This is a genomic window from Sporanaerobium hydrogeniformans, from assembly GCF_002735925.1.
Taxonomy (GTDB): domain Bacteria; phylum Bacillota; class Clostridia; order Lachnospirales; family Cellulosilyticaceae; genus Sporanaerobium; species Sporanaerobium hydrogeniformans.
Genome location: NZ_PEDL01000024.1, coordinates 22,289 through 37,004, shown reverse-complemented (window position 1 = coordinate 37,004; position 14,716 = coordinate 22,289). Strand labels below are relative to the sequence as shown.

The 14,716-nt window shown below is 33.4% G+C and carries 11 protein-coding genes, 5 tRNA genes and 1 rRNA gene; 15 read left to right on the top strand and 2 right to left on the bottom strand.

What is annotated here, in order from left to right:
• Nucleotides 1-475: 475 nt before the first annotated feature.
• Together CS063_RS15215 and CS063_RS15210 are read right to left on the bottom strand one after the other, a co-directional pair.
• Nucleotides 476-1,243 carry a response regulator gene (locus CS063_RS15215; protein ID WP_099450549.1) on the bottom strand — a complete coding sequence of 256 codons (768 nt, stop codon included), beginning with the start codon at nucleotides 1,241-1,243 and terminating at the stop codon, nucleotides 476-478.
• Between the two features lie 22 nt (nucleotides 1,244-1,265).
• Nucleotides 1,266-3,062, bottom strand: a complete 1,797-nt coding sequence (locus CS063_RS15210; protein ID WP_099450548.1) for a sensor histidine kinase — start codon at nucleotides 3,060-3,062, stop codon at nucleotides 1,266-1,268.
• Nucleotides 3,063-3,186: 124 nt separating this feature from the next.
• Between CS063_RS15210 and CS063_RS15205 the strand changes: the two genes are divergently transcribed.
• From CS063_RS15205 to CS063_RS15140, 15 genes are all read left to right on the top strand, one after another.
• On the top strand, nucleotides 3,187-4,380 hold the full coding sequence (locus tag CS063_RS15205) for a uroporphyrinogen decarboxylase/cobalamine-independent methonine synthase family protein (protein ID WP_099450547.1): 1,194 nt from the start codon (nucleotides 3,187-3,189) through the stop codon (nucleotides 4,378-4,380).
• A 252-nt stretch (nucleotides 4,381-4,632) separates the two neighbouring features.
• Complete coding sequence (locus CS063_RS15200) at nucleotides 4,633-6,021, top strand: ABC transporter substrate-binding protein (RefSeq protein WP_099450546.1); 1,389 nt, start codon at nucleotides 4,633-4,635, stop codon at nucleotides 6,019-6,021.
• Nucleotides 6,022-6,122: 101 nt separating this feature from the next.
• The gene (locus tag CS063_RS15195) at nucleotides 6,123-7,001 is read left to right on the top strand and encodes a carbohydrate ABC transporter permease (protein WP_099450545.1); all 879 of its coding nucleotides are present in this window, start codon (nucleotides 6,123-6,125) and stop codon (nucleotides 6,999-7,001) included.
• Nucleotides 7,002-7,820: a carbohydrate ABC transporter permease gene (locus CS063_RS15190; protein ID WP_099450544.1), complete on the top strand. Its 819-nt coding sequence runs from the start codon at nucleotides 7,002-7,004 to the stop codon at nucleotides 7,818-7,820.
• A gap of 150 nt (nucleotides 7,821-7,970) precedes the next feature.
• Nucleotides 7,971-8,756 carry a ParA family protein gene (locus CS063_RS15185; protein WP_099450543.1) on the top strand — a complete coding sequence of 262 codons (786 nt, stop codon included), beginning with the start codon at nucleotides 7,971-7,973 and terminating at the stop codon, nucleotides 8,754-8,756.
• The gene (locus tag CS063_RS17730) at nucleotides 8,747-8,902 is read left to right on the top strand and encodes a hypothetical protein (protein ID WP_180270822.1); all 156 of its coding nucleotides are present in this window, start codon (nucleotides 8,747-8,749) and stop codon (nucleotides 8,900-8,902) included. Before CS063_RS15185 ends, CS063_RS17730 begins: the two co-directional genes overlap by 10 nt.
• 231 nt (nucleotides 8,903-9,133) lie before the next feature.
• Nucleotides 9,134-9,251, top strand: a 5S ribosomal RNA gene (gene rrf, locus CS063_RS15180).
• An 8-nt stretch (nucleotides 9,252-9,259) separates the two neighbouring features.
• Nucleotides 9,260-9,331: transfer RNA gene (locus tag CS063_RS15175), tRNA-Glu, on the top strand.
• Between the two features lie 20 nt (nucleotides 9,332-9,351).
• A tRNA-Pro gene (locus CS063_RS15170) sits at nucleotides 9,352-9,426 on the top strand.
• A gap of 17 nt (nucleotides 9,427-9,443) precedes the next feature.
• A tRNA-Lys gene (locus tag CS063_RS15165) sits at nucleotides 9,444-9,516 on the top strand.
• A gap of 64 nt (nucleotides 9,517-9,580) precedes the next feature.
• A tRNA-Gly gene (locus CS063_RS15160) sits at nucleotides 9,581-9,653 on the top strand.
• 27 nt (nucleotides 9,654-9,680) lie between these two features.
• A tRNA-Phe gene (locus tag CS063_RS15155) sits at nucleotides 9,681-9,753 on the top strand.
• Between the two features lie 151 nt (nucleotides 9,754-9,904).
• Nucleotides 9,905-10,657 (top strand): glutamate racemase, encoded by a 753-nt coding sequence (murI, locus tag CS063_RS15150; protein WP_099450542.1) that lies wholly within the window; start codon nucleotides 9,905-9,907, stop codon nucleotides 10,655-10,657.
• 43 nt (nucleotides 10,658-10,700) lie between these two features.
• Nucleotides 10,701-10,973 (top strand): late competence development ComFB family protein, encoded by a 273-nt coding sequence (locus CS063_RS15145; RefSeq protein WP_099450541.1) that lies wholly within the window; start codon nucleotides 10,701-10,703, stop codon nucleotides 10,971-10,973.
• A gap of 249 nt (nucleotides 10,974-11,222) precedes the next feature.
• Complete coding sequence (locus tag CS063_RS15140; RefSeq protein ID WP_099450540.1) at nucleotides 11,223-14,609, top strand: AAA family ATPase; 3,387 nt, start codon at nucleotides 11,223-11,225, stop codon at nucleotides 14,607-14,609.
• Nucleotides 14,610-14,716: the final 107 nt, after the last annotated feature.

Genomic DNA, 14,716 nt, shown 5'->3' with positions numbered 1-14,716 from the left:
ATTTTTTATATTCCTTCTTAAAGACATGAGTAACAAATCAATACCCATGAATTATTATTAAGAGTCCCAAAGGATGGGATGGTGTATGGGGATGCCTTACTGTATAGCATGATCACTGTAGTAGGAAATTAAGAAAAAATAAGAAATTGGAACAGAATAAAGCTTTGGCTAGCAAGTAAGGGAGTTCTTCGCAAGCTTCCTCCACAGGATGGATGTAAAATCTTAGAGAAGTCCTATAGGCTGCTTTTAGGGACGTTATCACAAGTGCCTTTCTTGTGATAGGTAGGACCGTTAGCCTATTGGACTGAACTTAGATTTTACCCATCCGGGGACCGAGAAGCTGGAGAAGAGCTCCCTTACTTGCGATCCCAGAGAACACCCCTATCCTTTCCTTTTAGTAGTCTAATGTGTAAGATACCTCGATAAACTAAAATTTATCTTTCGTTCATGATTTGAAATGAGCTTCATCTCTAATTTAAGCATTTACACTTTGCTCACGATAATCAAAAGGACTTACACCTTGTTGCTTTTTAAAGATGCGGCTAAAATATCCTTGATCTTGATAACCAACTAGCTCCCCAATTTGACGAATAGAAAGCTCAGGATGATGCAAAAGAAGGTGGCGAGCTTTTTGAAGACGAAGGGTAATGATATATTTAGATGGGGTACAATTGTAGTGTTGAACAAAAAGCTTGGTCAAATAACTAGAGCTATAATTCATACTACTGGCAATAAGGTTTAAGTTAATTTCGGAGGTGTAATGGTGAACGATATATTCTTTAAGCATTTCGGCAATATGTTCTTTGCTAGTGTTTAGTGAACTTAAACTAAAAAATGTTTCATAAGAACTTCTTTCTAAATCTAAATCTGTTTTTATCTTTAATAAGGAAGTATAGAGTTCTTCACTATCTATAGGCTTTAAGAGGTAATCATTAACTTTAAGACGGATAGCTTGCTTAGCATAATCAAAATCGGAGAAGCCACTTATAATAATAAAACGTATAGTAGGAAAAGTCAGGTGAATGGCATCTAAAAGTTCAATACCATCCATAATAGGCATCTTTATATCAGTAATGACTAAATCAGGTGAATGCATTTTTACTAATTCAAGTGCTTTTTTACCTGTCTGGGCAGTACCAAGTACTTCAAAACCTAATTGGGTATTTTGAATTTTTTGAACTAAATTTGTAAGTAGAAGTTCCTCATCTTCTGCAACAATAACAGAGTAAGTGAATTGGCTCATTTTTTTATCCCCCTTCTTTTATTTAAAAGTATCGACCTATAGTAACGATGCTGCCACCATTTTCTTTGTTAGCGTACGTAAAGATAAAATCTGTTTTACAATATAATTTCCATCTGGAATAAACGTTAAGAAGTCCCATACCATTTATTTCGATAGTAGGCATCCCAATATGGGTATCAGCTTCTTTAATGCGTGTTTGAATAAGAGCTAGTGCCTCCTCTGAAAAGCCAGGGCCAGAATCGGCAACAGAAATTTCCCAGTAGGTATCTGTTACTTTACTTGTGATATCAATTTGCCAGAGAGGAATAGCATTAATGCCGTATTTCAAAGCGTTTTCTACTAAAGGCTGAATAATAAGCTTAGGAACATAAAGATCAAGGAGTTCAGGAGCTACATCAATGGTGTAATTAAGGCTGGATTGATAACGTACTTTCATGCAGTAAAGGTATTTACTGACATAGTCAATCTCCTCGTTAATGAGCACTTGATTAGCACTACCTTTAGTGATGTAACGCATAATATGACTCAGGTTTTTACAAAGCTTTACAACATCATTACACTGACCATTCTCAGCTAAAATCATAATACTCGATAAGGAGTTATAGTAGAAATGAGGGTTCATTTGAGACTGTAAAGCAAGGCTTCTAGATTTGAGCTCCTGTTGCCTGGTTTCAATAAGTTCGTCCATAGAGATTTTCAGATTAGTCTGCATGCTATGAAATGCTTCATTAAGTAAATCAAATTCATTAAAAGGTGTATGGAGCTTATCTTTTTCCATATATCCTAAGGTATCGAGTTTAGTTTGTTCAATAGTATCTACTAATTGATTAATAGGCCTGGTAAGACTTTTGCTCATGGTATAAGACAATAAGATAATTAATATAAACACGATAGCTATTACAATATATAAAATATGGGTAAAGCTTTTAACAGGGGCTAAAATAATAGCTTCAGGTTGAACACAGATATAAGTCCATTGACTATAATCAGAAGTTTCATAAGTTACTAATTCTTTTTTTGCAGTCAAAGGATTTTCATAAGTAGAGAGTGAGGCATTATTTTTAACAATATCATAATAATGGGTATACAATGTATCATTATTAAAAGAGGAAGGTTCAAAAGGATAAACTAAAGCACCCCCAGCATCGAATACATAAACAGAAATAGTATCTGTATTTTTTTTACAATAAGAAATGATATCATTAAAAATAGTTTTACATTTTTGAATGGTTTCGATATAACCTATAGGTTTTTTGTACTTATCATAATAAGTACGATAAAGAGAAATAAAATAAGGACTACTTGTAGAAGTATTGGACATAGAACTGGTGCTATAAGGTTTACTAAGTAATTTATGTCCTTTTAACTTATCAGCTTTTTCAATCCAGTCTAAGGCGTTTAAATTAACTGTGCTACGTGTAGCCGTAGTACCCACTCGGATCACTTGGCCTTGCTTGTCATAGAGATTGATATGAAAAACTTGATAATCTGCTCCATTAATAGCTACAAAGAGTCCGACTAGAGAAGAAAACTCATCATGAGTGGGTGAGGTAAAATTAAAGTAGTCATTAATAGTATCTTTGATAAGATTACTATAACCAATATTGATGGAAACTTTATCCATTGTGCGAAGAGCATTGTCTGTCTGAGTCATAAAGCTTGAAGCAATAGTATGAAAAGCAGCTGTCTCCCTTTCGATGAGAATATCAGATATGTAGTAATAAAAGAAAGAGGAAAATATACCTATAACAATGATAGAAATGCACAAATATGTTAAAAAGAATTGAAATTGTATACTGCATTTTTTATGGAAAAACATGAAGAAAATCCTTTCTAGTGTGAAAAAAGTCTAAATTCTTGCTTTAATAATACATAGGCCTCAAAGATAAATCAAGTATATAATAAGAGTAAATTTAAATAAGCTGTTTGAGGAGGGACTCAAAATGAAGTATAAACCAGATTGGGAAGAGGCTAAAAAGAAGTGGGAGAATTATTGGAAACATCAAAATGTAGGAAGACCACTTATGAGTATTGTGGCAAGAAAACCAGAAATAGAAGAAGCTTATAATGAGACCATTAAAAACAATAAGAAGACCTATGCAGCTGTATGTCAAGGAAATGACTATACGTTGCCAGATGAACTTATGTATGTGGATATGGAAGATAAGTATCAAAATGCAGAACGTATGGTAGCTAGATATCGTCATTTTTGTGAAAATCATCTGTTTTTGGCAGAAAGTTTTCCCAATATTAATGTGGATTTTGGTCCTGGTTCTATAGCTAGCTATATTGGTTCTGATATTGTGTTTAACGATGATACTGTTTGGTTTGAAGAATGTGTTGAAGATTGGGAAAACACTTCTCCTCTTGTCTTTGATCCGGAAAATAAATGGTGGAAAAAGCATTATGAACTTGTAAAGGCAGTTAAAGAACTGGTACAAGATGATTTTTATATAGGCATGCCTGACCTCATGGAAAATATTGATGTTCTAGCATCTTTAAGAGGAGCACAAAACACTATCTTTGATATGATGGATGAACCAGAAGAAGTAAAGGAACGTATTAGACAGGTAAGTACTATTTACTTTGAATATTATAATCGTTTTTATGAACTTATAAAGAATGAACAGGATCAAGGCTCTTGCTATACTGTTTTCCAAATTTGGGGTCCAGGAAAAACTGCAAAATTACAATGTGACTTTGCAGCTATGATGTCGCCCGCCCAATATAGAGAATTTATTTTAGAACCCCTTCGTGAACAAGCAAAAAAGCTTGATTGTGTGCTTTATCACTTAGATGGACCGGATTGTATTAGGCACCTAGACGCTATTATGGAAATAGATGAGATTGATGCTCTTCAATGGACCAGTGGTGATTATGGCCCAGATGGTACCTATGAAGAATGGTATCAAATTTATGATAAAGCAAGAGCTGCTGGTAAATCTTTATGGGTAAAGGTTTATTCTGGAGAATTTGAAGATTGGATTCAAAATGTAGACCGTATAGTGAAACGTTATGGCTCACACAGCTTATTCATACATTTTCCTGAAATGTCATTGGAACAAGCAGAGACTCTATTAGCTTATGCAGATGCCAACTGGAGTGATGTGAGAGGAAGTTTCGAGGATACACTTTAAGGGATTAGGCAAATATGTCTAAAATTTAATGAGATTAGAATAGGTAGTAGGATAATATAACGTGGTCTAGTCCGTTTGAAAAATTTAAATTAGACACAAATTATAAATGAGTTCTATAAAAAATGATATAACTGTTAAAAAAGTGCAAAAACAGTACATAAAAGTGCATAGATTCAGAAAGTTCTAGGGAGTAAAATAAAAGTATAAATGAACAAGGTATCAGTTAGTCTATTCTAAGGGAGGGTAAGAAGTATGAAAAAGAAATGGATGAGTGGTTTATTAGCTTTGGGTGTTGGAAGTATGCTTTTGGCAGGTTGTGGTGGTAAAACAGCAGAACAAGCGCCTGCAAGTTCAAGTAGTACACCAGCTGCTTCAGCAGAAACAGAAGCAAAGGCAGAAACAGAAAAAAATGATAAATTTGCAGGGGAGACTTTAAGCATTTTAGTATCAGCAGGATGGATGGATAATCGTTATGATCAAACTCTTTCACGTTTTGAAGATACATATGGTGTAACAGTAGACCTTCAAACAATCCCAGCAGAACAATATAGTGATGTACTACAGGCGAAATTAACAAGTGGAACTTGTGCAGATGTTTTCTGGATTCAATCCAACCCCTTTGCGATCGAATCTGTTATTGTAGATCCTGAAGCATATTGTATTGATTTTACAGGGGCAAGCTGGGAGTCAGTTGTCCCAGAAGCAAGGTTAAAATCTTGTAAGGTAGGAGATAAACTGTATGGTATGCAATTATGGCATAATTCACCAGAATATGTCATGGTATATAATAAGACACTTTTTAATGAATTAGGAATAACATCTACACCTAAAACATATGATGAGCTTTTAAAAGCATGTGAAACCATTGCAGCAAAAGGTATTACACCATGGTTTTTACCAGGAGCAGATGGCTGGCAACATCAGCTTGCCTTTTTCCAAATAGGTGGTGTATATGAAGAAGCACAACCTGGTTTATATGAGGCTTTAAATACGAACAAAGCTACCTTTGCAGGAAATGAAAAGATGTTACAAGTATTAGAACAATTTAAAGAGTTATCTGACAAAGGATATTTTGGAGAAGACTGGATTGGTACAGATAGCACCAATATGGCTAATGATTTTGCTGATAGAAAAATTGCTATGGCTATGGCAAATTCAAGTTTTGTAAAACAAATCCAAGATGAGACACAATCAACAGATGAATTTGGATTATTCCTTATTCCATTAGGTGATAATACTTGGTTCCCAACCAGTCCAGCAGGTCCTACTATGTTTGGGTATAAGGAAACTAAGAATGAAGAATTAGTAAAAACTTTCTTTGATTTTGTTAGTCAAACAGAAAGCTTACAAGAGATTTTAGATAATTCACCAGCTTACACTAACATTCATGTAAACAATAATGATGTTAAACAGAATTGGTTACCAGCAGAAGAAGAGTTCATGAAGACAATTGATCAAAACAAGATGAATGTATCTGTTCTTCAAAATGGTACTAAATATACTAATGATTACTGGATGGATTTTGGTGCAGATATGGTAGCTTATTGTTTAGGCAAAATGGATGCAAATACAGTACTTAAAAATATGGATGACAATAGAGCAAAAACAGCTGCACTTCAAAAAGATCCTAACTGGCAATAAAAATAAATTAAATGATTAAATAGCCGGGATAGTATTATCCCGGCTATTTTTGAAAATAAAATCAGGCAGTACGAAATATAAAAAGGAGAGTGAGACATAAAATGAATAAGAAAAAAATATATCCACAATGGTTTTTGATTTTACCTCTTGCATTATATATTGTGTTTTTTCTATTACCAAGCATAATGGGGATTTTATATTCTTTCACAGATTGGAATGTAAGAAGTAAAGGAGAACTTAACTTTATAGGTTTAAAAAATTATATTGAAATATTTACATCAAATAAGAACTATACAGAAGGTATTTTAAATACCTTAAAGTTTACGGTTGTTTCAAATATTGTAAAGCTGATTCCAGCACTTTTACTCGCTATTATGTTACAAGAGGGACTGAAAGGGCGTAATTGGTATCGTACTATTTTTTACTTACCTTCTGTATTACCCTTCCTTATTATAGGTCTTACTTTTACATCTATTTTAAACTACAACAATGGTTTATTAAACACTGTTTTAGATGCTTTGCATTTAGATTTTATGAAACAAAAATGGTTGTCTGATTTAAATGTAGTTTGGAAATCTATATATGGAGTAGATGCTTGGCGAGGAATCGGGTATTGTATGACGATTTTTTTAGCTGGACTCAATTCTATACCTAAATCCTATTATGAAGCAGCATCCATTGATGGCGCAAATTTCTTCCATAAGCTCAAATATATTACTTTACCTATGCTTTCAGGTGCAATCACAATTAATCTTGTATTTGGTCTAACCTATGGATTAAAAGTATTTGATATTATTTATGTACTAACTAATGGTGGACCAGGGCATGAAACAGAGGTTATCACTACCTACTCTTATCAGCTTTATGCCAATGGTTATTATGGCATGTCCACAGCACTTAATACGATTTTATTTGCTATTACAACAGTTATAGGAGTTTGCGTTGTTAGATATATGAGTAAACAGGAGGTGCAACAATAGATGAAAAAAACACTCCAAAATATTATTAAGCAAATTGTTTGTATCTTTTTAAGCCTTATTGTTATTGCACCCTTTTATATGGTGGTTATTAACTCCTTTAAAACAAAAGGAGAAGCGGCACGTATGAGCCTACGTTTACCTACAGAATGGGTATTTGACAACTATATTCAAGTGATTGAAAAAGGGAAACTATTAAGAGGTTTTTCGAACAGTTTACTTTATGCGGTAGTTGCTACAGTTATTGCGATATTAGGTTGTGCTATGGCAGCCTATATTATCAGTAGACGTAAAACAAAATTCAATCAATTTGTGTATTACTTTATATTATGTGGTTTATTTGTACCTATTAACTATGTGACCTTGGCAGCTGTTTTAAAAGGCTTTGGGTTAGCAGATACACGTCTAGGAATGATTATTGCTTTTACAAGTAGCATGATTCCATTTTGTACGTTTACTATTCGAAATTTTATGGTATCTATTCCGGTAGAATTAGATGAAGCAGGAGTGATAGATGGAGCAGGACCGGTTAGCTTATTTTTCTCAATTATTATTCCTTTATTAAAACCGATTTTAGTAACTGCTTTTATCCTAGAGTTTATGGCAGTATGGAGTGACTTTATGACACCTCTTTACTTATCAAGTAAAAGTGCCACATGGCCTATGAATTTAGCAGTATACAATTTCTTTGGTAAAAATCAGCAGTATTGGAATTATGTATTTGCAGATATTGTATTAACCTGTTTACCAGTTATTATTGTTTACTTACTTGGACAACGTTACATTGTGAGTGGTATGACTTCTGGTGCAGTCAAAGAATAAAATAAAAAGCGGGATCTAGATGAAAAACTAGTTCTCGCTTTTTATTTTAAAAAAAATTAAAAAGAAGTTAGAGATTTTGTCCACTTATGTAAAAATTTATAGTAAAATATACTTAATAGCTAAAAAAGCATTTAATGAAAGGGGTAAGAAATGAAGACAAAAACCATTTGTTTTTTAAATAATAAAGGGGGTTGTGGTAAAACAACCACATGTTGTAATGTAGGCTATGCCTTAGCTGAGCAAGGCTATAAGGTGCTTTTAATTGACGCTGATATGCAGATGAATCTTACCCTTTCCTATTTCCCAGAGGAAACAGTTTTAGCACTAGCAATGGGGGATAAAAATATTTATGACGTTATCAAAAACAAAGGAACGATACAAGAAAAGATTAGTTCTACTGCTTATCCTAATGTAGATTTAATCGCTTCTTCTTCATTAATGAGTGGGATAGAATATGAGCTTTTAACAAGATGGCAGAGAGAATATATTTTAAAAAACGCTATGCAAGAGCTTGTAAAAAGTGAGCACTATGATTACATATTGATTGACTCACCACCCACTTTAGGAGGATGGGTAATGAATATTTTATGTGCAGCAGATTATTTACTTATCCCAGTGGAAGCTAGTCCTTGGGGACTTTTTGGTATTGCTAATTTATTTGAGTTTTTAGAGGCAAGCAAGCAAATAGCCCCTCAGCTTCAGGTGCTAGGGGTGGTGGTTACGAAAGCAGATGAGCGCAAGGCTTATCTAAAGCAAACTCTAGAAGCTTTAAAAGACCTGGAAAGTACATATGTCTTTAAGAACTATATTCATGTAGACAGTGCTATAGAGTGGGCTCAAGAAGCAAGTAAGCCTGTCTTGGTTCATAAGAAAAATAGTAGGAGCGCAGCAGAATATCTTGCACTTGCAAAGGAGATGGCTATAAGATGTCAGTAAGTAAAAAAAGTATAAGTCGTATTAATAGGGCTAATCATAATGAAAACACAAAAAAATTAGTTATTACGGCACCTAAAGAGGAAGTGATGAAAAAAGAAGAAAAAGAGAAAACAACCAATCAAACTTTACCTATCCATTTGCTTTAAATAAACGGTTTATTTCTTAAAAAGAGACGGTATATTTTTGACGAAAAAGTGCAAGAATAAGTCTTGTATCTCAAATAGGTGAAACACTTGATAGATAAGTACTTTTTAAGAGTATTCCTAATAAGAATAAAGAGGAATGAAAGAGAAAGACAAATTATTATAAAAAAGTAGTTGACATATATAATGTATTAGTGTATCATTGTAAAAGTCGTAAGCAATAAACGACAAATTTCTGGTGGTGATGCGCTTAGGGGAAACACCCGTTCCCATACCGAACACGTCGGTTAAGACCTAAGCGGCCGATGGTACTTGCTTGGAGACGAGCTGGGAGAGTAGGTGGCTGCCAGAGTTATGTAAGGCCCATTGGTCAAGCGGTTAAGACACCGCCCTTTCACGGCGGTAACAGGAGTTCGATTCTCCTATGGGTCATTAGAATGAATAGCTCTTAACGGGGTGTGGCTCAGTTTGGCTAGAGCGCCTGATTTGGGTTCAGGAGGCCGCAGGTTCGAGTCCTGTCACCCCGACTGGTTATTTATTCTATGGGTCACTAGCTCAGTCGGTAGAGCACTTGACTTTTAATCAAGTTGTCCCGGGTTCGATTCCCGGGTGGCTCATCTTTAACTACTAAAAAAGATTGACATGAGACAATAAATAAGCTATACTAAGTAGGTAGTTTAGGCGCGAGTGGCTCAGTTGGTAGAGCATCTCCTTGCCAAGGAGAGGGTCGCGGGTTCGAGTCCCGTCTCGCGCTCTTGTATACCTTATACATATTATATTTGCCCAGATAGCTCAGTCGGTAGAGCAGAGGACTGAAAATCCTCGTGTCGCTGGTTCGATTCCGGCTCTGGGCATGGCTAAAATCTAGGATAATCATTGGATTATACTAGATTTTTTTGCAGTTATAATCCTTTGTATGTAAATACAATAAAAATCGATTTTATTTTTATTAAAAATAAATAATTTTCTATAAATTGATAGCCAAGTGGATGAAAGAGTGATAAAATGAAAGTAGGTATATTTGATTCAGGTGTAGGAGGCATCACTGTTCTTAAAAAGGCAGTAGAAAAGTTGCCAGGTGTAGACTATATTTATTATTCCGATAACCTCCATGTTCCTTATGGGACTAAACTGAAGGAGGAAGTAGCAGGCTATGTAAATGAAGTAATGGAATTTTTGCTTAGTAAAGGAGTAGAAGTTGTTGTAATTGCTTGTAACACAGCTACAAGTATAGCAGCTCATAATCTAAGAGAGAAATATAACATACCGATTATTGGAATGGAACCTGCTGTAAAATTAGCAGTAGACTCTTTAAATAAGGGAAAGATTCTAGTGACAGCAACTTCCCTTACCCTTAAAGAGGAAAAATATAAACAGCTTATAAGTCGTGTCGATCAAGAGGGACGAGTAGAGTCACTGCCATTAGCTCATTTAGTAACCTATGCTGAACAAGGAATCTTTGAAGATCAGATAGTAGTTGATTATTTAAAAGAGATGCTAGCACCCTATGACTGGATACAATTCAGTGGTATTGTACTAGGATGTACCCATTTTGTTTATTATAAAGATATTTTTAAAAAGATACTACCTTCATATGTAAAGGTTTTTGATGGAAATGAAGGGACTATTCAGCATCTTAAGGAAGTTATTAGTGAAAAAGAGATAATAGATCATTCTAAAAAAGGTCAGGTAACGTTTTATTATTCAGGTAAAGAGGCACCTAATATTTTAGAGAGTTATATGAAAAAAATAAAATGACTGAATAAATAGTAAGAAGGGGTATCAAACGAAGGAGAAGGTTATGGATGGTGTATATAATTACATGGAGCATCTAGTAAAGAAGCAATTAGATGAGGTATTAAAGCGCTATGAGTGTTGTAAATGTCCACAGTGTAAAAGAGATATGTATGCATATGCTCTTAACCTCTTACCGGCTAAATATGTAACCTCATTAGAGGGAGAAGCTTTTACTAAACTAGAAATGCTAGATGCAAGTGCACGTGTTAAATTGATTACAGTTACAACAGAAGCAGTTCATACCGTTATACAAAATGTGCGTCATATAGAAGCATAGAAGACCATTCTTTCCTGATTAAAGTAGAGATTTGATTCCCGATAAGGTATAGAGTATATAGCTAAAGCTTGAAGTATCAAAGGATACAGGCTCTAGCTATTTTTATTTTGCAACGAATAGGTTGATTTAAAGAGGGGGCTATATATGATTTTGAATGAAGTTTTTTGAGTATGTTATACTAAAAAATAGAAATACTAACCTGATACAGGGCATTTGTGTAGTTAAGATAGAAAGGATAAATAAATTTATATGAAAGAACAAGAAATACAAAATAGATTGATAAATATACAAAAGAAATTAAATGAAGAATTAGTAGGACAAGAGCGTTTTGTTCAAGAACTATGTGATTATTTTAAAGGGAAGATTTTAAAAGATGAAAAGGGTGCATTACTTTTAATGGGAGAGGGGGGGACCTTTAAGAAGTTAAGTATAAGATTACTTTTTAAACAGCTTAAAGAGGAAGGACTAGTAGATCAAGTTGGCTTAGAAGAAATCGATCTTTCTTCTTATAACTTTAATTTGGGTTATGAGGCATTTTTAACAGATTTGTATGAAAAGCTTAATAATAGCTCTACAGCTATTCTTTTCAAAAATATTGAGCAGGCTAGTGAAAAAATCCTAACGTTAGTATCTAAACTTTATCCTAATACGTGTTTAATACTAAATAATGAATATGTTATTAAAAATAACTTTTTAGTAGAAGCCGATGACAAAGTAAACAATGAATATAAGATTAAAGAATTTATTTGCCATAACAAATTTTTTATATTTACTTATAATCATGAAAAAGATGCAGGAATGAACCCAACTATAGTGGATATATTTAAGGATAAAGATAAAACCTTATATACAAAAAGTTTAACTGAACAAGAAAAATATATTATTATGAAAAAAGAAATTTTTAAGACTCTAAGCAAAATACAAGAGGAATTGGGTATAAAGATTTTATGGGATATGGAAAACAATCAAAGGGAAGAAAACGATTTTGGACTTTTTGTATTCTTAAGAGAAAACTTTAGAGAAAGTACTTATTTTGATGTAAGAGAATATATTTCCTATAAGCTTTATAAACCAATCATTAACCTTATAACAAAAGAAAACATTAAAGAGAAAGAGAAAATACTTATATATGTAGAGGAGAATGACATTTTTTGCAAATATAATGGGAGTCATTTGAATTTAAGTGAGTATTTAATACCAACCCTTGAAGAAGCAAAGTACAAATTAGATACTGTAATAGGGATGAGGCAGCTCAAAAATTTTATTGTCAATATTGAAAACAATTACAAGGTGCAGCAAATAAGACAGAGACTAGGACTTCCTACTTCATATATGTCTATGAATATGATTTTTACAGGTAATGCAGGTACAGGAAAAACCAATGCTGCTAGAATTACCTTTGAATATTTAAATGCTTTAGGAATATTGTCTAAGGGTATTTTAAAAGAGGTAAGCAAAGCAGATTTTGTTACAGAAAATATAAATGACACAGCTAAGCGAACCCATGAAGTGATCAGCTCTGCATTAGGGGGTGTTTTATTTATTGATGAAGCTTATTCTCTGTGTGAAAGTGAAGAAGATAAGGTTGGAAAAGAAATAGTTAATGCCTTGTTAAAGGGAATAGAAGATAATAGAGAAAATTTAATTGTCATTTTAGCAGGTTATGAAAAAGACATGGAAAATTTCTTAAGCTTTAATCAAGGACTCAAATCTAGATTTCCTAATAGCATTCATTTTGAGGACTATAGTCCAGTAGAAATGTATGATATTGCTGTTAATATTGCCAAAGCAAAGGGTTATAAAATTGCTAAAAATGTAAAAGCTGAGCTAATAGGCTTATTTACAAAAAATCAATTTACGGGTAAGAATGACTTAGGTAACGCGAGGTTTGTAAGAAATATCATTGAGAATGCCATAATGGATGCTTCTAAAAAGTATTTAGCAAACAGCGAAAAACAGATTGACTTATTGGAGAGAGATAATTTTAACTTTAAAGCTAAGACAAAGTTCGATTTAGAGAAGAAATTAGAATCTATTATAGGGCTTGAAGAAGTTAAAAAACTTTTAAGAAGCCAATATAAGTTAATTGTGGCACAGGAAAAAAGAAAATCTGTAGGTGTAAAGACTAAAGTAGACCAAAATTTGAATATGGTGTTTGTGGGCAATCCAGGAACGGGTAAAACCAGTATAGCAAGAGTAGTGGCTGAGATGTTAAATAGTATGGGCCTCTTAAAAGGGGGCCAATTAATCGAGACGGATCGTTCTCATTTTGTATCAGAAATTCCAGGGGAAACTGCCAAGAAGACAGAAGAAAAGTTTAAAGAAGCTATAGGTGGTATTTTGTTTATTGATGAGGCCTACACCCTTGCAAATGACTCCTTAGGAAGAGAAGCAGTAGAGACATTACTTAAGCTTATCGAAGACTACTCAAAAGAAGTTATCGTTATACTAGCTGGCTATGAGCAAGAGATGGAAGACTTCTTTGATATTAATGTGGGTCTTAGATCTAGATTCCCCTTATGGACTAACTTCGAAGATTATAATCCTGATGAACTTTTAGACATGGCCATAAAAATGATTGAAGCTAATGGGTTTAAGCTTTCTAAAAATGCTTATGTAGCCCTTAAAAAGAGTTTTGTCGATATTTATGAAAATGCAGATGCACAATCTGGAAATGGTAGGATGGTAAGAAATTATGTTGAAAATCTCATTAGAAATCAAAGCATAAGAATAGCAGAAGAAGATATTAGTGAGTATGAGATGAATCTGATAACCATTAAGGATATAGAAAAGATTAATATCACCGAATATGATAATAACTTTGACTTAGAGCAGAAGTTAAAACCTTTAGTTGGTAATGAAGCAGCAAAGACCTTCTTAAGAAATCAGTACAAGCTTATTAAAGTAAAGGAAAAAAGAAAAAAGCTAGGTATAGGTAGTGACTTAAATAAATACAACCATATCATTTTTACAGGAGAAAAAGGAACAGGGAAAAAAACTGTATTAAATATACTATCAGAAATGCTTTATAGTATGGGGATTATAAAAGCTAAGAAGATTGTAGAACTAGACAAAAGTGAATTACTAGTGTTATTAGAGCAGGCGGGAAGCTTAGAGGATGTTTTTAATAAATGCTTAGGTAAAGTAGTGTTTATCGATCATTGGGATTTGGGCATACAAGAAGAAAGAGAAAATCAAATGATTTCACAGCTCATAAAGTTTATAGATAAAAATAAAAATAGAATTCTTGTAATCCTATCTGGACAAAAACATGGTATGAAAGATCTAGTATTATCTCATCCTGCCTTAAGCTATAGATTCCCGATTTGGCTTGATTTTGAAGACTATAATAAGGAGCAGCTCTTTGATATAGCTTTGAATATATTAAGAGAAAAAGGATATATTTTAACTCAAGAAGCAGAACAGTGTCTCAGTAGGGCAATCGCTGAGATAGATAATACTCTAGAATTAAAATTAAAAAATGGACTTATGATTGAGCAGTATCTAGACTTCCTTATTAGAGAGCAAAGTATAAGAGTTTGGGATGAAAAGTTAAATCAAAAACAAATCAATGTAATAAATAGAAACGATATAGAAGGTAGTAAAAAGCAGTTTCTTAAAAAAAACATGCAGTAAATAGTAATAGAGCTGGGGTAGCTACAACCCGATAGAGAGTTAGTAGTGTATTATTTAATGAGTAGTTAACAAAGGAATATTGTAGGTTTAAACTGAAGATGGTATGC

Coding starts and splice junctions, on each gene's coding strand:
- CS063_RS15195 (WP_099450545.1), top strand. CDS start 6,123: ATGAATAAGAAAAAAATATATCCACAATGGTTTTTGATTTTACCTCTT.
- CS063_RS15140 (WP_099450540.1), top strand. CDS start 11,223: ATGAAAGAACAAGAAATACAAAATAGATTGATAAATATACAAAAGAAA.
- CS063_RS15215 (WP_099450549.1), bottom strand. CDS start 1,243: ATGAGCCAATTCACTTACTCTGTTATTGTTGCAGAAGATGAGGAACTT.
- CS063_RS15145 (WP_099450541.1), top strand. CDS start 10,701: ATGGATGGTGTATATAATTACATGGAGCATCTAGTAAAGAAGCAATTA.
- CS063_RS15200 (WP_099450546.1), top strand. CDS start 4,633: ATGAAAAAGAAATGGATGAGTGGTTTATTAGCTTTGGGTGTTGGAAGT.
- CS063_RS17730 (WP_180270822.1), top strand. CDS start 8,747: ATGTCAGTAAGTAAAAAAAGTATAAGTCGTATTAATAGGGCTAATCAT.
- CS063_RS15190 (WP_099450544.1), top strand. CDS start 7,002: ATGAAAAAAACACTCCAAAATATTATTAAGCAAATTGTTTGTATCTTT.
- CS063_RS15205 (WP_099450547.1), top strand. CDS start 3,187: ATGAAGTATAAACCAGATTGGGAAGAGGCTAAAAAGAAGTGGGAGAAT.
- CS063_RS15210 (WP_099450548.1), bottom strand. CDS start 3,062: ATGTTTTTCCATAAAAAATGCAGTATACAATTTCAATTCTTTTTAACA.
- CS063_RS15185 (WP_099450543.1), top strand. CDS start 7,971: ATGAAGACAAAAACCATTTGTTTTTTAAATAATAAAGGGGGTTGTGGT.
- murI (WP_099450542.1), top strand. CDS start 9,905: ATGAAAGTAGGTATATTTGATTCAGGTGTAGGAGGCATCACTGTTCTT.